Source organism: Curtobacterium sp. LFS084, assembly GCF_047977705.1.
Classification (GTDB): Bacteria; Actinomycetota; Actinomycetes; order Actinomycetales; family Microbacteriaceae; genus Curtobacterium.
Genome location: NZ_JBFPFM010000001.1, coordinates 126,351 through 146,666 on the forward strand (window position 1 = coordinate 126,351; position 20,316 = coordinate 146,666).

A 20,316-nucleotide genomic window follows, 5' to 3' on the forward strand; every position below is an offset into this window, starting at 1 on the left:
CTGTCCATCGTGTACACCGACGGCCACCCCGATCGACGCGAGGGATAGGGTGCACCCATGCCCGCGACCCTGCGCTCCCTGCTGCACCGCGCCGACCTGCGGCTCCGGCTCCTCACGGCGACCGACGCGGCCCTCGACGCGCCACTGTCCTGGCTGCACAGCTCGGACCTCGAGGACCCGACGCCGTTCCTCGCGGACGGGCAGGGACTGCTCACCACGGGCACCCAGTTCGGCGTGGACACCGAGGTCACGGCTGAGGTCGCCGACGCCTACGTCGCCCGACTGGTGCGCCGGGGCGTGGTCGCGCTCGGGTTCGGCGACGAGGTCGTGCGCACCGGCACCCCGCCACAGCTGGTCGACGCCTGCACCGAGCAGGGGCTCGCACTCTTCGAGGTGCCGTACGCGACCTCGTTCATCGCCGTCGCGCAGGCGAACGCGGACGCCGTCGCCCGTGACGCCAACGCCCGGAACGCCTGGGCCCTCGCCGCGCAGCGCGCCATCTCGCTCGCGGCCATGCGTCCGGACGGCCTCGGGGCGACCATCGCCGAGCTGTCCCGGCAGCTCGACGGGTGGGTCGGACTGTTCGACCTCTCCGGGCGGCTCGACCGTGGACACCCGGCAGCGGGCGTCACGACCGAGGACCTCGAGGTGCTCCGGGCCGAATCGCTCCGGCTGCTCCGTGCCGGTGCGCGCGCGAGCCTGCCGGTGACGACCGAGCACCGCACCGGGTTCACGCTGCAGACGCTCGGCAGCGGCGGACACCTCAGCGGCGTCCTCGCGATCGCGAACGGCGGGACGCTCGACCGGGCCGGCCGCGAGGTCGTGACCGCGGTGATCGCGCTGGCCGGTCTCGCACTGCAGCAGAACCGCGAGCTCGCCCGTGCGCGAGGGCTCCTCCGCACCGGACTCCTGACGATGCTGTCGGTGGGCGACCCCGCCGTGGTGGACTCGACCTCGCGCGAGGTGTGGGGACCGTTGCCGCCGGAGCCCGTCCGGATCGCCGCCGTGGACGTCCCCGACCAGGACCTCGACACCGTGGTGGACCTGCTCGAACTCTGGGTGCAGGACCGCCCCGGGCAGCTCTTCTTCGCGACGGACGACGAGCTCTTCCTGTGCGTCGGCGCCGAGGACACCGGGATCGTCGAGGAGCTCGTGGACCGCTTCGACCTGCACGCCGGGCTCTCGGACGGCGCCTCCTACCGGTACTTCGGCCGCGCCCGGACCGAGGCCGTGCAGGCGCTCGACCGACGCCGTCAGGGACGTCCGGGCACCACCGAGTTCGGCGACCTCGCCCGCGAGGGGGTGCTCGCCCACCTCGCCCACGTGGACGTCGACGCCGGTGCCGTGGCCCGCGCGTTCCTCGCACCGCTCGTCGACCATGACCGGACGGCCGGGACCGAGCTCACCCGCACCGTGCGGGCCTGGCTCGAGCAGAACTGCGAGTACGACCGCACCGCACAGGCCCTCGGCATCCACCGGCACACCGCACGCGCCCGGGTCGAGCACGCCGGACGGCTCCTCGACCGGGACCTGTCGGTGTTCGCGACCCGCGCCGACCTCTGGGCGGCGTTCGTCGTCGAGGGCGCGTGAGCCGCGCCTAGGCTGGCGTCGTGCCGACCACTCCGACCCGCCGGCGCCTGAGCCCGGCCGAGCGGGACACCCAGATCGCCGAGGCGGCCGTCGCCGTCGCCCGTGCCGAGGGCCTCGCTGCCGTGACCCTGCGCGGGGTCGCCGCGGCCATCGGTGTGGCGCCGTCCCTCGTGGCGCACTACCGCCCGGCGATGGAGGACCTCGTCGGCGACACCTTCCGCACCGTCGCGAGCACCGAGGTGGCCGAGGTCGCCCGGATCGTGCGCGAGGGGGCCGACCCGGTCGGACGGCTGGCGACCCTGCTCGCGTGCATCGCCGACCCGGCCCGCGACGACGTCGCCGCACTGTGGGCGGACGCGTGGAGCCTCGGCCGGACGAACGCGGCGCTCGCGACCGCCGCCCGCGAGGTCATGGACGACTGGCAGGCCCTCGCCACCGGCGTGGTCCGCGACGGCGTGCGCGCCGGGGTCATGCGCACCGACGACCCGGACGCGGTCGGACGCCTGCTGTTCGCGCTCGTGGACGCCACGAACGGGTACGCCCTGGTGGACTACCTCGACCGACCCGTCCGAGAGGGGCTGGTCCGCACGACGACCGCCCGCGCCGTCGGGCTCGACGACGCAGCCCTCAGCGCCGCAGCGCCACCCACTGCAGGAGCATGATCGTCTTCCCGTCGGCGATGCGCCCGTCCGCGACCATCGCCAGGGCTTCGTCCAACGGGAGCTCGAGCACCTCGATGTCCTCGCCCTCGTCCTCCAGCCCGCCGCCGGCCGCCACGAGGTCGGCGGGCGTGTAGGCACCGACGTACCCGTGCACGCGCTCGGTCACGGACCCGGGGCTCATGAACGCATCGAACACCTTCGTGACGGTGCCGAGCCGGATCCCGAGCTCCTCCTCCGCCTCGCGCCGCACGGCCGTCTCCGGGTCGTCCTCGTCGAGGAGCCCCGCCGCCGCCTCGACGAGCATCCCGTCCGGATGGCCGTTGACGTAGGCGGGCCAGCGGAACTGCCGGGTGAGCAGCACGGTGTCGCGCTCGGGGTCGTGCGGCAGCACGGCGGCACCGTTGCCCCTGTCGTACGTCTCGCGCTGCTGCCGGTCCCAGCGACCGTCACGGCGCCGGACGTCGAGCGTGGTGCGGCGGAGCACGTGCCAGCCGTCGGACACGACCTCGACGTCGCGGACGACCACGTCCGGGTTGCGGTCGAGACCACGTCCGACGGCGTCGAGGCCGGTGCGGCCGCGGGCGTCCGGGACGGAGGTGCCGGGTCGGGGGTCGGTCGTGCGCGCGTCGTCCACGCCGCCACGCTAGCGTCCCGCCCTGGCGCCGAGGCCGCCGGTACGATCGTCACGCCGCACCAGGGAGCGGCGGGGACGGGGCGACCATGACGACGACGAACGACCTCAGGCGATCGCGCCGGACCCCACCCCCGGTCGTCCGGACGGCGGTCGTCCTCTGGGCCGTGTGGCTGGTCGTCGGCGTCGTCTCCACCGTCGTCGTCTCGGTGTCCGGGGCGGGACTGACCGGGTTCGGCGGCGCCCTCGCGATCGTGCTGTCGTTCGTCGTCTGGGCCCTGGTGGCCGCCGCGACGTTCCTGGTCCTCCGCGGATCGGCCGTCGCCCGCATCGTCCTCGTCGCGATCGCCGCGCTCCGCGCGGTCCTGAGCATCAGCGACGGCGGCCTCTCCACCGCGCTGATCCTGCTCTCGGTCGTCGCCGCGGTGCTGCTGTTCCTGCCCAGCGCGCGCCCCTTCTTCCGGCGCGCCGACGGTGCCGAGCCGAGCCGCGCCTCCAGGCCGGCGGATCCCGACCACCCGCGGGACTGACGCCGCCACGGAACGCGAGAAGGCCCCCGGATCACTCCGGGGGCCTTCTCCGTTGCCTGGTGCGCGAGGGGGGACTTGAACCCCCACGCCGTTTCCAGCACACGGACCTGAACCGTGCGCGTCTACCAATTCCGCCACTCGCGCCAGCCCGAGAACACTACCACGCACAGACGCTGCCAGACGCCAACCACTACCATGCAGAGGTCGACGACCGAGAACACTGGAGACCCATGGGCCTGTTGGACAGCTTCGAGCGAGGGCTGGAGCGCGCCGTGAACGGCGCGTTCGCGAAGACCTTCCGCTCCGGCGTGCAGCCCGTCGAGATCTCGAGCGCACTCCGCCGCGAGCTCGACACCAAGGCTGCCGTCGTCTCACGCGAACGCATCCTCGTGCCGAACGAGTTCACCGTGCGCCTCGCGCCGCCGGACTACACGCGGATGAACGACATCGGCCGACCGCTCGTCGACGAGCTCTCGCAGATGGTGCAGCAGCACGCCGTCGCGCAGAACTACTCCTTCTCCGGACCGGTCACGATCCGCCTGCGCCAGGACGGCACGCTCTCCACCGGGATCCTGCAGATCGACTCGACGACCGTGCAGCGCGACGTCGCGTGGGTCGCGGTGCTCGACATCGGTTCACAGCGGCACAAGCTGCAGCGCGGGCGCACCGTGATCGGCCGCGGGACGGACGCCGACATCACCGTCGCCGACACCGGGACGAGCCGGAAGCACGTCGAGGTCATCTGGGACGGCAAGCACGCCCAGGCCAACGACCTCGGGTCGACGAACGGGTCGAAGCTGAACGGCGAGCGCTTCCAGCAGGCGATCGTGGAGCCGGATTCCACGATCGAGATCGGTCGTACCCGTATGGTGTTCCGGGTGATACCCGAGAACGACGGAGGTGCCAGGTGACCACAGGGCTGACCCTGCTCGTCCTGCGCTTCGCGTTCCTCGCGGTGCTCTGGCTGTTCGTGTTCGTGATCGTCTTCGCCCTGCGGAGCGATCTGTTCGGCCAGCGCGTGCGCACGATCCCCACCGATCCGAAGGCCGGTGCGTCCGGTCCGACGACCCCGGTCGTCCCCGCGGCAGCGGCTCCGGCCGCCGCGTCCGCAGGGGCCTTCACCGACCTCATCGGTCAGCCAGGAGGCGCGCAGCAGCCCGCCACGCCGGCTGCGACCCGCCTCGTGATCACCGAGGGATCGCGCGAGGGCATGGAGATGCCGCTCGGCGGCGGACCGATCACGATCGGCCGCTCGAGCGAGTCAAACGTCGTCATCCGGGACGACTACACGTCCACCAACCACGCCCGCCTCGACCTCCGGGCCGACGGCTGGGTGCTCACCGACCTCGAGTCCACGAACGGCACGTTCGTCAACGGTCAGAAGGTGACCGCTCCCGTGACCGTGGCCGAGCGGACGCCGATCACGATCGGGACGACGACGTTCGAGCTGCGGCGGTAACCCGGGATGACCGCTCGCACGCTGAGCGCCGCTGTGTCCCACGTCGGACGCATCCGCGCGAACAACCAGGACTCCGGCTACGCCGGGCAGCACCTGTTCGCGGTGGCCGACGGCATGGGCGGGCACGCCGGGGGCGACGTCGCCTCGGCGATCGCGATCCGGCGCATCAGGGAGGTCGACCGCGAGTTCCCGTCGGCGCACGACGCCGAGTTCGCGCTGCAGTCGGCGCTCATCGCCGCGAACCAGCTCATCACCGAGACGGTGTTCGAGCACCAGGAGCTCACGGGCATGGGCACGACGGTGTCCGCGATGATCCGCGTCGGCGAACAGGTCGCCATCGCGCACATCGGCGACTCGCGCATCTACCGGCACCGCGACGGCGAGCTGCAGCAGATCACCTCCGACCACACCTTCGTGCAGCGTCTCGTGGACAGCGGCCGGATCACCCCGGAGGAAGCCGCGGTCCACCCCCGTCGCTCCGTCCTCATGCGCGTGCTCGGCGACGTCGACGCCGCACCGGAGGTCGACACCGCGATCATGGACATCCAGCCGGGCGACCGCTGGCTGCTCTGCTCCGACGGGCTGTCGTCGTACCTCGCGGAAGAGCGCATCCGGCACGCGCTCGCGTCGAACATGGACGCGAACCAGGTCACGCAGCGCCTCGTGAAGGAGACGCTCGACCACGGCGCGCCCGACAACGTCACCGTCGTCGTCATGGACGTCACGGACACCGAGCCCGAGGACGACGACGACGCGGCCACGACCGTGGGCTCCGCCGCGGCCCCGCTCACCTTCGAGGCGTCGACCGGACGCAAGCCGATCCGCCTCCCCACGATCCTGCTCCACCCCCTCAAGGTCACGACGGCCCCCGAGGACTCGCACTTCGAACCGGAGTCCGACCAGTTCTTCGCCGAACTCATCGCCGAGGACCGCCGTCGGCGCATCCGTCGCCGGGTCTCGTGGACGATCGCGCTCGTCGTGGCGGTCGCCGTCCTCGTCGGTGCCGTGTTCCTCGGCTGGCGGATCATCCAGGACCACTACTACGTCGGGACCGACCGCGGCTCGGTCGCGATCTACAAGGGCGTCCAGCAGTCGATCGGTCCGATCGCCCTGTCCGACGTGTACGAGGACACCGACATCTCGGTGTCCGGACTGCCGGACTACACCCGCGAGAACGTCCGCTCCACCATCAACGCGCAGTCGCTCGACGACGCGCGCGAGATCGTCGAGCGCCTGCGCAAGGCCGCGGCGACCGGACAGGACCAGGCCGGCACCGGCGGTGACGGCAGTTCGCCGTCGCCGACGCCCTCGTCGTCCTCGACCGGATCGCCGTCACCGTCTCCCGGGGCGAAGCGATGAGCAGCGCCACCGCCCAGTCCTTCACGCAGGCGATCACGATCAAGCTGCGGGAGCCCGCGCGCGCCCGCAACCTCGAGCTCGTGCTGCTCGTGATCGCGTGCGGCATCTGCGCCGGCGCCATGGTGCTCGTGCAGCTCGGCACGAAGGGCAGGCTCTTCGACACCTCGGTGCTGTGGACCGGCGCGGGCATCCTCGGCCTCGCGCTGGTCATGCACGTCGTGCTGCGGGTCGTCGCGAAGAACGCCGACCCGTTCATCCTGCCGGTCGCCCTCGTGCTGAACGGCATCGGGATCGCCGAGATCTACCGCATCGACGTGCACAACGGCCTGACCGGCTGGGGTGCGATCGGCGTGAAGCAGATCGTCTGGACCATGCTCGCCATGGTGCTGGCGATCATCACGGTCTCGGTCGTCCGGAACCACCGGTTCCTGCAGCGGTACCGGTACATCTTCATGTTCCTGACCATCGCGCTGCTGCTGCTGCCGATGCTGCCCGGCATCGGGCTCAACGTGAACGGCGCGCGGGTCTGGATCAAGGTCGGATCGTTCACCTTCCAGCCGGGCGAGCTCGCCAAGATCACGATGGCGCTGTTCTTCGCCGGCTACCTCGTGACCGCGCGGGACTCGCTGTCGATCGTCGGCCGGAAGTTCCTCGGCATGACGTTCCCGCGTGCCCGCGACCTCGGCCCGATCCTCGTGATGTGGGCCGCGGCGATGGGCGTCCTGGTGTTCCAGCGCGACCTCGGCACCGCGCTGCTCTACTTCGGCCTGTTCCTCGTGATGATCTACGTCGCGACGGCGCGACTGAGCTGGGTCGTCATCGGCCTCGCGCTGTTCGTCGGCGGTGCGCTCGTCGCCCAGTCCGTCCTGGTCTACGTGCACGGCCGGTTCGAGCAGTGGCTCGACCCGTTCAACCAGGAGATCTTCACCCGGCAGACGCAGGGCAGCTACCAGCTCGTCCAGGGCCTGTTCGGCTTCGCGAACGGCGGGATCACCGGCACCGGGCTCGGCCAGGGTCGGCCGTACATCACGCCGGTCGCAAACGCGGACTACATCATCGCGTCGCTCGGCGAGGAGCTCGGGCTCATCGGCGTCTTCGCGATCCTCGCCCTCTTCATCATCCTGGCGTCACGAGGCCTGCGGGTCGGGTTCATGGCGCAGGACGACTTCGGCAAGCTGCTCGGCGTGGGCTTCGGCTTCATCATCGCCCTGCAGGTGTTCGTCGTCGTCGGCGGCATCACCCGCGTGATCCCGGTCACCGGCCTGACGACGCCGTTCATGGCCGCGGGTGGTTCGTCCCTCGTCGCCAACTGGATCATCGCCGCGATGTTGCTGCGCCTGACCGATGCAATCCCCGCCGAACAGCGCGTGCAGCAGGGTGCGATCCCGGCTGCCCGTGGCCGCGGGGCGACCAGGAAGGAGCGCAGCCGGTGAACCGACAGCTCCGCGGTGTCTCGACCGTCATCGTGCTCATGTTCGTCGCACTCTTCGTGTCGACGACGTCCATCCAGTTCTTCTCGGCGGACTCGCTCCGCGCGGACTCCCGGAACTCGAGGACCATCCTCGCCAGCTACTCGACGAAGCGCGGCGCGATCCTCGTCAACGGCAGTCCGATCGCCGAGTCGACCCCGGTGGACGACCAGTACCAGTACCAGCGGAAGTACACGAACGGCGACCTCTACTCCGCCGTCACCGGGTACTTCACGATCGGGCAGGGGAACGCCGGCATCGAGAGCGCCGAGAACACCGTGCTCTCCGGCAACTCCGACGCCTCGTTCTTCCAGAACCTCAACGCGATCCTGACCGGGCAGGACGTCCAGGGCGACAACGTCAACCTGACAATCGACCCCGACGTCCAGCAGGCGGCGTACGACGCGCTCGGCGACAACACCGGCGCGGTCGTGGCGATCCAGCCGAAGACCGGCAAGATCCTCGCGATGGTGTCGAAGCAGAGCTACGACCCGAACACGCTGACGTCGCACGACACGCAGAACGTCATCGACCAGTACAAGGCGCTCGAGACGAACGCGGCGAAGCCCCTGCAGAACCGGGCCATCGGCGGCGACCTCTACACGCCCGGGTCCGTCTTCAAGCTCGTCGTGGCGTCGGCCGCGCTCGAGGGCGGGAAGTACACCCTCGACTCCGAGTTCCCGAACCCCTCGCGCCTGCAGCTGCCCGGTACGAGCACCTACATCAACAACGCCGAGGGCGGCTCGTGCGGCGGCGGCGACAAGGTCAAGCTGCGCACGGCGATCCAGTACTCGTGCAACATCCCGTTCGCGGAGCTCGGGCAGAAGCTCGGCTACGACGCGATCAAGAGCATGGCCGACAAGTACGGGTTCGGCGACGCGATCGAGGTGCCGATGCGCGCCACCGCCAGCCAGTACCCGGACGTCAGCGACGACACCGCGCAGCTGATGCTGAGCTCGTTCGGGCAGGCCAGCGTCCGGGTGTCGCCCCTGCAGATGGCGATGGTCTCCGCCGGGATCGCAAACGGCGGCAAGGTCATGCAGCCCTCGCTCGTCGACTCGATCACCACGAGCGACCTGAAGACCGTCGAGTCGTTCTCCCCGAAGCAGTACAGCGACCCGCTCTCGTCCTCCGAGGCGAGTGACCTCACCGAGGCCATGCAGAGCGTCGTCAGCTCCGGGACCGGCACCAATGCCAAGATCAACGGTGTCGACGTCGCAGGGAAGACGGGCACGGCCGAGAACGGCACGGGCGATCCGTACACACTCTGGTTCACGGGCTTCGCCCCGGCGAAGGACCCCGAGGTGGCCGTCGCGGTCGTCGTCGGGAACGGCGGCGGGCTCGGGCAGTCCGGAGTCGGCAACACGGTCGCGGCCCCGGTCGCGAAGAAAGTCATGGAGGCGGTGCTGAACAAATGAGACCCACCAGCGGACTCACCTTCGGTGGGCGGTACCAACTCTCGTCCCGCGTCGCCATCGGCGGCATGGGAGAGGTGTGGCAGGCCACCGACCTCGTCATCGGCCGGACCGTGGCACTCAAGATCCTCAAGGACGAGTACCTCGGCGACCCGGGCTTCCTCGAGCGCTTCCGCGCCGAGGCCCGCCACGCCGCGCTCGTCAACCACGAGGGCATCGCCAACGTCTTCGACTACGGCGAGGAGGACGGCAGCGCCTACCTCGTGATGGAGCTCGTCCCCGGCGAGGCGCTCTCGACCATGATCGAGCGGGAGCACACGCTGCCGGTCGACAAGGTCCTCGACATCGTCGCGCAGACCGCGAACGCCCTGCAGGCCGCACACGCCGTCGGGCTCGTGCACCGCGACATCAAGCCGGGCAACCTGCTCATCACGCCGGACGGCCGCGTCAAGATCACCGACTTCGGCATCGCCCGCATCGCCGACCAGGTGCCGCTCACCGCGACCGGTCAGGTCATGGGCACCGTGCAGTACCTCTCGCCGGAGCAGGCGAGCGGGCACCCGGCATCGCCGTCGACCGACATCTACTCGCTCGGCATCGTCGCGTACGAGTGCCTGGCCGGACGCCGACCGTTCACGGGCGAGTCGCAGGTCGCCATCGCGATGGCGCACATCAACGAGCAGCCGCCGGCGCTCCCGGGGGACATCCCGGAGCCGGTGTCGGCCCTCGTGATGTCCTGCATCGCGAAGAAGCCCGCCGACCGTCCCGCGACCGCGGCGAACCTGGCCCGTGCGGCACAGGCGCTCCGCCGTGGCGACGTCGCGGCCGCCACCGTCGCCGTCCCGGCCATCGCCGCCGGCGGCACCGTCGCGTTCAACCCGCCCCAGGCGCAGGGCAACGACGCGGCGACCGCCCTCATCGGCACGCAGGCCGGTGCCGTCGCCGGTGGTCCGCGCACCCCGGGCTCGCCGGTCGACGGCGAGGACGAGGAGCCGAAGAAGAAGCGCGCGTGGATCTGGTGGCTCGTGGGGGTCCTCGCGGTCCTCGTCATCGGCGGGGTGATCGCAGCGGTCGCACTGACCGGCGACAGCCAGCCGGAGCCGACCCCGACGAAGTCCTCGGCCCGGTCGACGCCGTCCCAGACGCCGACCCCGAGCGACACCCCGACCGTGAGCCGGGTGACCGTGGACTCGGCGGACTTCGTCGGGCTGTCGGTCGCCGACGCCCAGGCGAAGCTCGAGGGTCTCGGGCTGACCTCGCGCGTCGAGGACGGCGACCCCGCACCGAAGGCCGAGCAGGCAAACACGGTCCAGTCGATCAGCCCCACGGGCAGCCTGGCGGTCGGCTCGCTCGTCGTGCTCCAGCAGTACACGGCGCAGCCGACGGTCAACCAGCCGAACTCGGCGTCGCCCGGAGCGGTGTCCGCCGACGGCCAGGTCACCTTCAGCTGGGCGGCGGCCACGTGCCCGACCGGGTACACCGTGTCGTCGTACGCGTACACGATCACCGGCGGCAAGGACTCCTCGAGCCAGACCTCGGGCACGCTCGACGCCGACCACCGATCGGTCACCGTGCAGATCGACGCGGTCGACACCTCGGCCTCGCTGAGCTACACCGTGACGTGCGGCAACCTCGCTGCGTCGGCTGCGTCCGAGGCCGCGTCCAGCGACACCTGGCAGGCGACCGACGAGCCGACGGTCGACCCGACGGACGGCAACAACCCGAGCCAGGGCCCGCAGGACGGCAACTGACCGACCCCCGGACGGGGGCTCGCGACACCGTTGCGTAACGGTTCGTGCGGGCCCCCGGTCACCAGCGTCTCACCAGCGAACCCTGCCGTACACTTGCCCGGACGGACATTCGGAGGAGTACGTGCCAGAAGGTGTGACCGCGGGGATCACCCTCCTCGCCAACCGCTACGAGATCGGTGAAGTCATCGGTCGGGGCGGCATGGCCACTGTGCATCTGGGCAACGACACCCGGCTCGGACGCAAGGTGGCCGTCAAGCTGCTGAAGCCCAGCCTCGCCAACGACCCGGCGTTCCGCACCCGTTTCCGCCAGGAAGCGCAGGCGGCCGCCCGCATGGCGCACCCGACGATCGTCCGCGTCTACGACGCCGGCGAGGAGACCGTCACCGAGACCTCCGGCGCCGAGGTGCAGGTGCCCTTCATCGTCATGGAGTACGTCGAGGGCCGACCGCTCTCCGACATCATCGGCGAGGGCCCGGTCGCCCCGGACGAGGCCGTGCGGATCACCGAGGGCATCCTGACCGCGCTCGAGTACTCGCACCGAGCGGGTGTCGTGCACCGCGACATCAAGCCGGCCAACGTCATGGTGACGCACGCCGGCCAGGTCAAGGTGATGGACTTCGGCATCGCCCGGGCCATCACGGACACGTCCGCGACCGTCGCCCAGACCACGTCGATCCTCGGCACCGCGTCGTACTTCTCCCCGGAACAGGCACGCGGCGAGACCGTGGACGCCCGCACCGACGTCTACTCCACCGGTGTCGTGCTCTTCGAGCTGCTCACCGGGCGCCCGCCGTTCCTCGGGGACACCCCGGTGGCCGTCGCCTACCAGCACGTCAGCGAGCAGCCCGTCGCGCCGTCGTCCCTCACGCCCGAGGTCTCGCCGGCGCTCGACGCGGTCACGCTGCACGCCCTGGTGAAGGACCGCACGCGCCGGTACCAGAACGCCGCCGAGTTCCGCTCCGAACTCCAGCAGGCCGCAGCGGGCAAGGTGCCCGCGTCGACCCGCAAGCTCCAGCAGCAGGCCGCGCACGACGCGTCCACGGTGCTGTTCGGCGTCAACCCCCGCACGACCTCGAACCCGGCGGTGGCCTTCCGCGAGCTCGACGACGACACCGCCGAGCACCGCCCCCAGCGCACGCAGAACCGTCCGCCGGTGGCGTGGATCTGGGTCGGCATCATCCTGACCGCAGCAGTCATCGTCGCGGTCGTGTTCTTCGTCGCGAACCTCGGTCCGGGCAAGCCGCCGGTGACGTCCTCGGTGAGCGTGCCGAACGTCGCCGGTGCCACCTACGACTCGGCGGCCGCCGCACTCGACAAGAAGGACCTCGTCCCGGTCAAGGTCGAGGAGAACTCCGACGACGTCGATCGGGGATCGGTCATCCGCACCGAACCCGGGTCCGGCACGAACGTCGCGCGCAAGCAGAACATCCGCGTCATCGTCTCGCTCGGCCCCGAACAGCTCGCCGTCCCCGACCTCGCGGGGCAGACGCAGGACGCCGCGCAGAAGGCGCTCGAGCAGGCGGGCTTCGCCGTCGGCGCGGTCAGCTCCGACTACTCGCCGACGGTGCCCGAGGGGACGGTCATGAGCACCGACCCCGAGGCCTCGTCGAAGCACACCAAGGGGACGGTGGTGAACCTCACCGTCTCGAACGGCAAGGTCGAGCTGCCGAACGTGACGCAGCAGCCGTTCCAGAACGCGAGCGACACCCTCACCGGGCTCGGCCTCAAGGTGACGCCGAACGCGATCATGTCCTGCACGAGCGGTCTGGTCACGCAGCAGAGCGCACCGGCTGGGGACATCGCGCAGGGCAGCACGGTCGTGCTCACGTACTGCGCCGGCACGGTCCAGCCCTCCCAGCCGCCGGCGACGCAGGCACCGGCGGACGGCGGGAACGACGGCGGTGGCGACGGTCAGTGACCTGACCGCGTCCTGACGGACGGTCCGGGGCGGGCGTGACCCGCGCCTCCCGTCTGTGGCAGCCATCCGACGGCCGTCAGGTCAGCCTGGAGGCGCGGCTCATCTCTGCCACGTCCACGCCGGATCCGGCGTGGGGTCGTCCCACGCGACGGGCCGCTCGGTGTGCGCGGCGCCGTCGTCAGGCGCGGTGCGCCGCGATGAGCGGGTTCAGGCCGGCCGCGCGCTCCGCAGCGCCCTCGAGACCGGTCGTTTCCAGCCAGTTGCCGACCATCCGGTAGCCGCCCTCCGTGAGGACCGACTCCGGGTGGAACTGCACGCCGTACACGGGGTGCTCGCGGTGCTGCACGCCCATGATCACGCCACCGCCCGTCCGCGCGGTGACCGTCAGCTCGTCGGGGACCGTGCCGTCGACGATCGCGAGCGAGTGGTAGCGCGTGGCCGTGAAGGGGTGCGGGACGCCGGCGAACAGCGGGCTGTCGTCATGGTCGACCTGCGAGGTCTTGCCGTGCATGAGCTCCTCGGCGTGGGTGACCGTCGCGCCGAGCGCCTCGGCGATGGCCTGGTGCCCGAGGCACACACCGAGCAGGGGCTTGTCCGCAGCGATCGCTGCGTGCACGGTCTCGACGGAGACACCGGCGTCCGCGGGGGTGCCGGGTCCGGGGGACAGCAGCACGCCGTCGTAGTCCGCGATGCGGTCGGCGATCTCGGACGCCGGGAAGGCGTCGTTGCGGACCACGTCGGTCTCCGCCCCGAGCTGCTGGACGTAGCCGTTCAGCGTGTAGACGAAGCTGTCGTAGTTGTCGACGACGAGGATCTTGGTCATGGCGGTTCACCGTACTCGTGGGGGATGTGTGCAGCGGGCTGAGAGTCTTCCCACACCCGTGGTCACGGTAGGATACCGGCCATGGCCAAGGACAAGGACCGCACCAAGCCCGCCCGGAGGACCCGAGCCGACTCGGTCGACACCGCGGGGGACCAGCCGAACCCCGTGTGGTTCAAGCCGGTCATGTTCGGCTTCATGCTCATCGGGCTCGCCTGGGTGATCGTCTTCTACATCTCGAACACGACGCTGCCAGTGCCGTCGCTCGGGTCGTGGAACATCCTGATCGGCTTCGGCATCATGTTCATCGGCTTCCTCATGACCACGCGCTGGCGGTAGCAGCCCGGCCACACACACTCCGACGCCCGTCGCACCTGCTGGTGCGGCGGGCGTTCTCGTGTTCGCGGGCACTCCAGGGCGTTCTCCACAACGCTGACGGGCTGCTAGCCGTCGACCGTTCCCCAGAACGCCTGTTCTCCACAGTTCTCCACACTCTCCACACACTCATCCACATCCCCCTCCCGGAGTTATCCACAGCTGAGTCCACAGTGGGGATAATCACACGCGTGTAACTCACCGTGTTCTCCACAGCTGTGGACAACTCCGGGCCGGCCTGTGGAAACGACGAACGCCCCGTTGCAAGCGCAACGGGGCGTTCGGGTGGCGATGGTCGCCGAGACGTTTCAGATGCCGACACCGATCGACAGGCCCGCGTACGCGGCGTAGATCAGCCCGACGAGCACGACGGCCTCGGCGACCAGGAGTCCGATCTGCAGACGACGCTGCCGGATGTTCCGGGTGCGCGCGAAGACGAACCCGGTGATGAACCCGAGGACGATTCCGCCCACGTGCGCCTGCCACGAGATCGCGGTACCGGGCAGGAAGCCGACCACGAGGTTGAGCCCCATGATGACCAGGAGCTGCACGGCGTTGTAACCGAGGCTCCGCTGGATCACGAAGAACGCCGCGAACAACCCGAAGATCGCGCCGGAGGCACCGACCACCGGCGTCGCGGGGCTCAGCAACGAGACGGCGAGGTCACCACCGAGGCCAGCCAGGAAGTACAGCGCGACGAACCGCCACGTGCCGAGGATGTTCTCGAGCATCCGCCCGAAGATCCACACCGCCCACATGTTGAACAGGATGTGGAAGAAGGAGGAGTGGACGAACAGCCCGGTCACGAGCCGCCACGGCTGCGAGCCGATCGCGGGCGTGAAATAGCTCAGCCAGGCGTTGACGTACCCGCCGGTCACCTGGTTGAGCAACCAGAGCACGGCGGACACGACGACGATCACGACCGTCGCCTTCTGGTCGAGCATGGCGAAGCGCCGCCGGGCGACCGTCAGCCCGCTGGGGCCTCCGGACGCCCGACGGTTCGCCTGGAACTGCGCACGCTGCTCGCGCACGCACTCAGGGCAGTGCACCCCGACCGCGGCCGGCGTCTGGCACTCCGGGCAGATCGTCCGCCCGCAGCGCTGGCAGAGCACGAAGCTCTGCCGGTCCGGATGCCGGTAGCAGGTGTTGTTCGGGTTGTACGCCTGGTCGGTCACGTGGTGGCTCAGACGTCCTCGACGTCGATGCTCTGGATGACGACGTCCTCGAGCGGCTTGTCACGGCCGTCGGTCGGCACGCCCTCGATCGCGTCGACGACCGCACGGGACTCGTCGTCCGCGACCTCGCCGAAGATGGTGTGCTTGCCCTGCAGCCACGGCGTCGCCACCGTGGTGATGAAGAACTGCGAGCCGTTCGTGCCACGGCCGCCCTGGATGCCGGCGTTCGCCATGGCGAAGATGTACGGGTTCTGGAAGGTGAGCTCCGGGTGGATCTCGTCGTCGAAGCGGTAACCCGGACCGCCGATGCCCTGACCGAGCGGGTCGCCGCCCTGGATCATGAAGTCCTTGATGATGCGGTGGAAGACGACCCCGTCGTAGAGCTTGTCGGTCGAGACCTTGCCGGTGCCGGGGTGCGTCCACTCCTGCTTGCCCGTCGCGAGGTCGACGAAGTTCTTGACGGTCTTGGGAGCGTGGTTGCCGAACAGGTTGACGCGGATGTCGCCCTTGTTCGTGTGGATCGTTGCGACAGCGGTGTGCAGAGACATGTTCCGATTCTCGCATGTACTGCTGACGGTCAGACGGATCACACAGGTGAGGCTCCGTGACCTGTCAGGCACTGCGGTGGCAGGATGGTGGTCACGCCGTTCCGATGGAGGTACCAGATGACGACGATCGAGATCCCGCGCAAGCGCCGGAAGCAGATCAAGAAGCTCAAGGGCCAGACCGCCTCGCTCCTCGGCGAGCAGCGCAAGGTCCTCGAGCACGCGAACGCGATCCTTGCAGAGGCCCGGTCCCACGCCGCGGACGCTGCTCGCAAGGACATCGCGCCGCGAGTGCAGAACGCGATCGACAACGGCATCCGCCCGGCTGTCGCCACGGGGGTGCACGCTGCCACGAGCGCAGCGCAGAACGCTTCACACCGATTCCAGTCCGAGGTCGTCCCCGGCCTGGTCGCGACCGCGGGCTCGGTCCTCAGCGTGGGCGACCTCGCGAAGGACCCCCGGGTCAAGAAGATCGTGAAGAACGCCCAGAAGAAGGGCAAGAAGGCCAAGAAGGCTGCGGAGAAGTACGTGCCGCACCAGAAGAAGGGCATCGGCTTCGGCGGCGTCGCGCTGATCGTGGTGGGTGTCGTGGCCGTGGCCGGTGCCGCCTACGCCGCGTACCAGACGCTCCGCGCGGACGACGACCTCTGGGTCGCGGACGACGCTGACACTGCGGGCAAGCCCGCAGCCTGACCTCCCGGTTCGTACGAAGGGCCCCGGCACACGCCGGGGCCCTTCGTCGTCCCCGGGCTCGGGGCTCGCCGGCCTGGGCGGAGCATCGAGCGGGCGAAGGACGTCCCCCTCGGGCAGTCATGCAGAGGGATTCCGCCCGCTCGCCGCACGACCACGGCGTGTTCCGCCCGCTCGGCACGCGACCAGCCGCGCATCCCGCGCACTCGGCGCCCGCCGGTCGCCTCCGCTGCCCCGCACCGGACTGGAGGCGCGGAGCGACCTGGTCCCGCGCCTCCCGTCCGCCACGCGGTGCGTCCGATCACCAGCGCGCACACGTGACCGCACGACCGGCCGTCCGTGGTCGCGCGACCCGCCGCTCACATCCGCCGAGGTCCCACGGACGGCCGTCGCCCCTGGGCGAGACCCGACGATCCCGAGACCTCGAGCCGGGGCCGACCGATCGTCGGGCGCAAGCTGGCCTCGCGGAGCGGCCATCGCGGAGCGGAGCGCCGCAGGCGCAGACGAGCACGACGACCGAGCGAGGCGAAGAGAGGAACGAGCGGAGCAAGGCTCACGCCGAGGGAGTGGAGCCTGGGAGAATCGAACTCCCGACATCCTGCTTGCAAAGCAGGCGCTCTACCAACTGAGCTAAGGCCCCGTGACACCCATGGTACGGAATGTCGGAGGAAGTGGTGGGGCTACAAGGACTTGAACCTTGGACCTCTTCGTTATCAGCGAAGCGCTCTAACCGCCTGAGCTATAGCCCCTCAGACCGGATGAAAGCCTACCGTACCGATGCCGCAGAACGAAATCGAGGCGGTCGGCCCATCCGAGCCGGGTGTATCAGTTGTTCGTGAAGCCGACGAGCAGGCCGCCGGTGATCCGGACACTGAGGTTGTAGAGGACACTCACGATCGCGCCGAGCACGGTGCCGACCACCACGTTGAGGATGCCCACGACGACGGAGAACCCGAGCACCTGGCCCAGCGAGAACTGGTCCATGATCGAGTAGTTGTTCTGTCCGGTGACGTCCTTCAGCAGAGCGTCGATCTGGGTGAAGACACCGGTCTGGTTGAGGATGACCCACACCAGGGCGGTGGCGACGACGATCACGATCGAGCCGGCCAGGGCGATGAGGAAGCTGAGCTTCACCATCGACCAGAAGTCGACGTACACGAGCCGCAGTCGCACCTGACGGGTGCCGACGGGCCGCTTCGCCTTCTTCTGGAGCTTCTCGGCGACACTACTCATTGCTTGACTGGTCCTCTCCGGCCACGGTGTCCGTGGGCACTGTGTCGGCGGGGTCGGCGGCCGCTTCGTCCGGGCTGACCGTCTCCACCGGGCCCGCAGGCTCGATCTCGGCGTCGTCCTGGTCGTCCAGGTTCCGCTCTGTGTTCCGGGCCACCGCGATGATCCGGTCGTTCTCCGCGAACCTCGCGAAGACCACACCCATCGTGTCGCGACCCTTGGCGGGCACCTCGGCCACGGCAGACCTTACCACCTTGCCCGATTGGAGCACGACGAGGACCTCGTCGTCCTCACCGACGATGAGAGCACCCACAAGGTCCCCTCGATCGGCGGCCAGCTTGGCGACCTTGATGCCGAGACCGCCACGGCCCTGCACGCGGTACTGGTCGACGGAGGTGCGCTTGGCGTAGCCACCCTCGGTCATGACCCACACGTAGCCGTCGTCCGAGACGACCCGGGCCGCGAGCAGCGAGTCGTCGTCGCGGAAGGACATGCCCTTCACGCCGGAGGTCGAGCGACCCATCGGGCGCAGCGTGTCGTTCGTCGCGGTGAACCGCAGCGACATGCCGTGCTTCGAGACGAGCAGGAGGTCGTCGTGCTCGTCGACGAGGAGCGCCTGCACCAGGGTGTCGCCGTCGCGCAGGTTGATCGCGATGATGCCGCCGGTGCGGTTCGTGTCGTACTCGGTGAGCGCGGTCTTCTTGACGAGACCGTGCGCCGTGGCGAGCACGAGGTACTGCGCCGCCTCGTAGTCGCGGATGTCGAGGACCTGCTGGATCTGCTCGTCCGGCTGCATGGCGAGCAGGTTCGCGACGTGCTGACCCTTGGCGTCACGGCTGGCTTCCTGCAGCTCGTACGCCTTGGCGCGGTAGACGCGGCCCTTGTCCGTCAGGAACAGCAGCCAGTGGTGCGTCGTCGTCACGAAGAAGTGCTCGACGACGTCGTCGGCGCGCAGCTGCGCACCCTTGACCCCGCGGCCACCGCGGTGCTGCGACCGGTAGTTGTCGCTCCGCGTGCGCTTGACGTACCCGCCGCGGGTGATGGTGACGACCATCTCCTCCTCGGGGATGAGGTCCTCGATCGACATGTCGCCGTCGAAGCCGAGCAGGATCTCGCTGCGGCGGTCGTCGCCGAACCGCTCGACGATCTCCTCGAGCTCGTCACCGATGATCGAGCGCTGACGGGTCTCCGACGCCAGGATGTCCTGGAAGTCGGCGATCTTGCGCTCGAGCTCCTCGGCCTCGTCGTGGATCTTCTGCCGCTCGAGGGCTGCGAGACGACGGAGCTGCAGCTCGAGGATGGCGCGCGCCTGGATCTCGTCGACGGACAGCAGGTCCATCAGACCGGTGCGGGCCTCTTCGACGTCGGGCGACCGGCGGATGAGCGCGATGACCTCGTCGAGCGCGTCGAGCGCGGCCAGGTAGCCACGGAGGATGTGGGCGCGCTTCTCTGCCTCGCGCAGCCGGAACTGCGTGCGGCGGACGATGACGTCGATCTGGTGGTCGACCCACGCCGAGATGAACCCGTCGAGCGCGAGGGTGCGGGGCACGCCGTCGACGATCGCGAGCATGTTCGCGCCGAAGTTCTCCTGCAGCTGCGTGTGCTTGTACAGGTTGTTGAGGACGACCTTGGCGACGGCGTCGCGCTTGAGCACGATGACGAGGCGCTGGCCGGTGCGACCCGAGGTCTCGTCGCGGATGTCCGCGATGCCGGCGAGCTTGCCGTCCTTCACGCCCTCGGCGATGCGGATCGCGAGGTTGTCGGGGTTCACCTGGTAGGGGAGCTCGGTGACGACGAGGCAGGTGCGACCCTGGATCTCCTCGACGTTGACGACCGCACGCATCGTGATCGAGCCACGACCGGTGCGGTAGGCGTCCTGGATGCCCTTCGTCCCGAGGATCTGCGCTCCGGTCGGGAAGTCCGGGCCCTTGATGCGCTGCATGAGCGCACCGAGCAGCTCTTCACGGGTGGCGTCGGGGTGCTCGAGCGCCCACTTCGCGCCGGCGGCGACCTCGCGCAGGTTGTGCGGCGGGATGTTCGTGGCCATGCCGACCGCGATGCCGACGGAACCGTTGACGAGCAGGTTCGGGAACCGCGCCGGCAGGATGGCGGGTTCCTGCGTCCGACCGTCGTAGTTGTCCTGGAAGTCGACGGTGTCCTCGTCGATGTCCCGGACCATCTCCATGGCGAGCGGCGCCATCTTGGTCTCGGTGTACCGCGGGGCGGCGGCGCCGTCGTTGCCCGGGGACCCGAAGTTGCCCTGGCCGAGCGCGAGCGGGTAGCGGAGCGACCACGGCTGCACGAGGCGGACGAGGGCGTCGTAGATCGCGCTGTCACCGTGCGGGTGGAACTGTCCCATCACGTCGCCGACGACACGGGAGCACTTCGAGAAGGCCCGGTCGGGGCGGTAGCCGCCGTCGAACATCGCGTAGATCACGCGGCGGTGCACGGGCTTCAGTCCGTCACGGACCTCGGGCAGCGCACGGCCGACGATGACGGACATCGCGTAGTCGAGGTACGACCGCTGCATCTCGAGCTGCAGGTCGACCTGCGAGATGCGGTCACCGGAGACGACGATGTCCCCGCTGTCGCCGTGGACGATCTCGGGCTGCTCGTCGGCGCCGTTCTCGTTGTCGTCAGCCATGTGGCTTCGTTCCCTTTCTGGACAGCCCGGAGGCTGTGGTTCCGTCGGCCGCG

Annotated in this window: 18 protein-coding genes and 3 tRNA genes; 12 read left to right on the top strand and 9 right to left on the bottom strand. The window is 69.8% G+C overall.

The features are described from left to right. The first annotated feature begins 57 nt into the window (after positions 1 to 57). On the top strand, positions 58 to 1,590 hold the full coding sequence (locus ACNQOV_RS00635) for a PucR family transcriptional regulator (protein WP_416392944.1): 1,533 nt from the start codon (positions 58 to 60) through the stop codon (positions 1,588 to 1,590). Positions 1,591 to 1,610: 20 nt separating this feature from the next. After that, positions 1,611 to 2,252, top strand: coding sequence for a TetR family transcriptional regulator (locus ACNQOV_RS00640; protein ID WP_416392945.1), 642 nt, complete (start codon positions 1,611 to 1,613; stop codon positions 2,250 to 2,252). Here the strand turns inward: ACNQOV_RS00640 and ACNQOV_RS00645 are convergent. Further along, the gene (locus ACNQOV_RS00645; protein WP_416392946.1) at positions 2,218 to 2,886 is read right to left on the bottom strand and encodes an NUDIX domain-containing protein; all 669 of its coding nucleotides are present in this window, start codon (positions 2,884 to 2,886) and stop codon (positions 2,218 to 2,220) included. The genes ACNQOV_RS00640 and ACNQOV_RS00645 overlap by 35 nt on opposite strands. A gap of 86 nt (positions 2,887 to 2,972) precedes the next feature. Between ACNQOV_RS00645 and ACNQOV_RS00650 the strand changes: the two genes are divergently transcribed. Further along, a complete protein-coding gene (locus ACNQOV_RS00650) occupies positions 2,973 to 3,413 on the top strand; it encodes a hypothetical protein (RefSeq protein ID WP_402266029.1) in 441 nt (146 codons plus the stop codon). A 57-nt stretch (positions 3,414 to 3,470) separates the two neighbouring features. Here ACNQOV_RS00650 and ACNQOV_RS00655 read toward each other — a convergent pair. Continuing rightward, positions 3,471 to 3,557 (bottom strand) — tRNA-Leu (locus ACNQOV_RS00655). Between the two features lie 86 nt (positions 3,558 to 3,643). Here ACNQOV_RS00655 and ACNQOV_RS00660 point away from each other — a divergent pair. The 7 genes from ACNQOV_RS00660 to pknB all read left to right on the top strand — a co-directional run bounded on the left by ACNQOV_RS00660 (position 3,644) and on the right by pknB (position 12,784). Then, on the top strand, positions 3,644 to 4,324 hold the full coding sequence (locus ACNQOV_RS00660; protein WP_416392947.1) for an FhaA domain-containing protein: 681 nt from the start codon (positions 3,644 to 3,646) through the stop codon (positions 4,322 to 4,324). Further along, positions 4,321 to 4,872, top strand: coding sequence for an FHA domain-containing protein FhaB/FipA (locus ACNQOV_RS00665; protein ID WP_022907894.1), 552 nt, complete (start codon positions 4,321 to 4,323; stop codon positions 4,870 to 4,872). Before ACNQOV_RS00660 ends, ACNQOV_RS00665 begins: the two co-directional genes overlap by 4 nt. Before the next feature lie 6 nt (positions 4,873 to 4,878). Further along, a complete protein-coding gene (locus ACNQOV_RS00670) occupies positions 4,879 to 6,231 on the top strand; it encodes a Stp1/IreP family PP2C-type Ser/Thr phosphatase (protein WP_022907893.1) in 1,353 nt (450 codons plus the stop codon). Further along, a complete protein-coding gene (locus ACNQOV_RS00675; RefSeq protein ID WP_402266034.1) occupies positions 6,228 to 7,664 on the top strand; it encodes an FtsW/RodA/SpoVE family cell cycle protein in 1,437 nt (478 codons plus the stop codon). The genes ACNQOV_RS00670 and ACNQOV_RS00675 overlap by 4 nt, the downstream gene beginning before the upstream one ends. Continuing rightward, the gene (locus tag ACNQOV_RS00680; RefSeq protein ID WP_022906671.1) at positions 7,661 to 9,118 is read left to right on the top strand and encodes a peptidoglycan D,D-transpeptidase FtsI family protein; all 1,458 of its coding nucleotides are present in this window, start codon (positions 7,661 to 7,663) and stop codon (positions 9,116 to 9,118) included. The genes ACNQOV_RS00675 and ACNQOV_RS00680 overlap by 4 nt, the downstream gene beginning before the upstream one ends. Next, positions 9,115 to 10,866 carry a protein kinase domain-containing protein gene (locus ACNQOV_RS00685; RefSeq protein ID WP_416392948.1) on the top strand — a complete coding sequence of 584 codons (1,752 nt, stop codon included), beginning with the start codon at positions 9,115 to 9,117 and terminating at the stop codon, positions 10,864 to 10,866. Before ACNQOV_RS00680 ends, ACNQOV_RS00685 begins: the two co-directional genes overlap by 4 nt. 121 nt (positions 10,867 to 10,987) lie before the next feature. Continuing rightward, positions 10,988 to 12,784, top strand: a complete 1,797-nt coding sequence (gene pknB / locus ACNQOV_RS00690; protein ID WP_416392949.1) for a Stk1 family PASTA domain-containing Ser/Thr kinase — start codon at positions 10,988 to 10,990, stop codon at positions 12,782 to 12,784. 178 nt (positions 12,785 to 12,962) lie between these two features. On the opposite strand, the gene ACNQOV_RS00695 is transcribed toward pknB, so the two are convergent. After that, positions 12,963 to 13,607, bottom strand: coding sequence for an anthranilate synthase component II (locus tag ACNQOV_RS00695; RefSeq protein ID WP_022907009.1), 645 nt, complete (start codon positions 13,605 to 13,607; stop codon positions 12,963 to 12,965). Between the two features lie 81 nt (positions 13,608 to 13,688). Between ACNQOV_RS00695 and ACNQOV_RS00700 the strand changes: the two genes are divergently transcribed. After that, positions 13,689 to 13,943, top strand: a complete 255-nt coding sequence (locus tag ACNQOV_RS00700; protein ID WP_022907010.1) for a cell division protein CrgA — start codon at positions 13,689 to 13,691, stop codon at positions 13,941 to 13,943. A 344-nt stretch (positions 13,944 to 14,287) separates the two neighbouring features. On the opposite strand, the gene ACNQOV_RS00705 is transcribed toward ACNQOV_RS00700, so the two are convergent. After that, on the bottom strand, positions 14,288 to 15,154 hold the full coding sequence (locus ACNQOV_RS00705; RefSeq protein ID WP_402266047.1) for a rhomboid family intramembrane serine protease: 867 nt from the start codon (positions 15,152 to 15,154) through the stop codon (positions 14,288 to 14,290). A gap of 8 nt (positions 15,155 to 15,162) precedes the next feature. Then, positions 15,163 to 15,702, bottom strand: a complete 540-nt coding sequence (locus tag ACNQOV_RS00710; protein WP_402266050.1) for a peptidylprolyl isomerase — start codon at positions 15,700 to 15,702, stop codon at positions 15,163 to 15,165. A 117-nt stretch (positions 15,703 to 15,819) separates the two neighbouring features. Here ACNQOV_RS00710 and ACNQOV_RS00715 point away from each other — a divergent pair, with 117 nt between their 5' ends. Next, positions 15,820 to 16,392 carry a hypothetical protein gene (locus tag ACNQOV_RS00715; RefSeq protein WP_022907013.1) on the top strand — a complete coding sequence of 191 codons (573 nt, stop codon included), beginning with the start codon at positions 15,820 to 15,822 and terminating at the stop codon, positions 16,390 to 16,392. A gap of 564 nt (positions 16,393 to 16,956) precedes the next feature. Here the strand turns inward: ACNQOV_RS00715 and ACNQOV_RS00720 are convergent. From ACNQOV_RS00720 to gyrA, 4 genes are all read right to left on the bottom strand, one after another. Beyond that, positions 16,957 to 17,029 (bottom strand) — tRNA-Ala (locus tag ACNQOV_RS00720). 32 nt (positions 17,030 to 17,061) lie between these two features. Further along, positions 17,062 to 17,138, bottom strand: a tRNA-Ile gene (locus tag ACNQOV_RS00725). 76 nt (positions 17,139 to 17,214) lie between these two features. Further along, the gene (locus ACNQOV_RS00730; RefSeq protein WP_022907014.1) at positions 17,215 to 17,622 is read right to left on the bottom strand and encodes a DUF3566 domain-containing protein; all 408 of its coding nucleotides are present in this window, start codon (positions 17,620 to 17,622) and stop codon (positions 17,215 to 17,217) included. Beyond that, complete coding sequence (gyrA, locus tag ACNQOV_RS00735; protein ID WP_022907015.1) at positions 17,615 to 20,263, bottom strand: DNA gyrase subunit A; 2,649 nt, start codon at positions 20,261 to 20,263, stop codon at positions 17,615 to 17,617. Before gyrA ends, ACNQOV_RS00730 begins: the two co-directional genes overlap by 8 nt. Between the last annotated feature and the right edge of the window lie 53 nt (positions 20,264 to 20,316).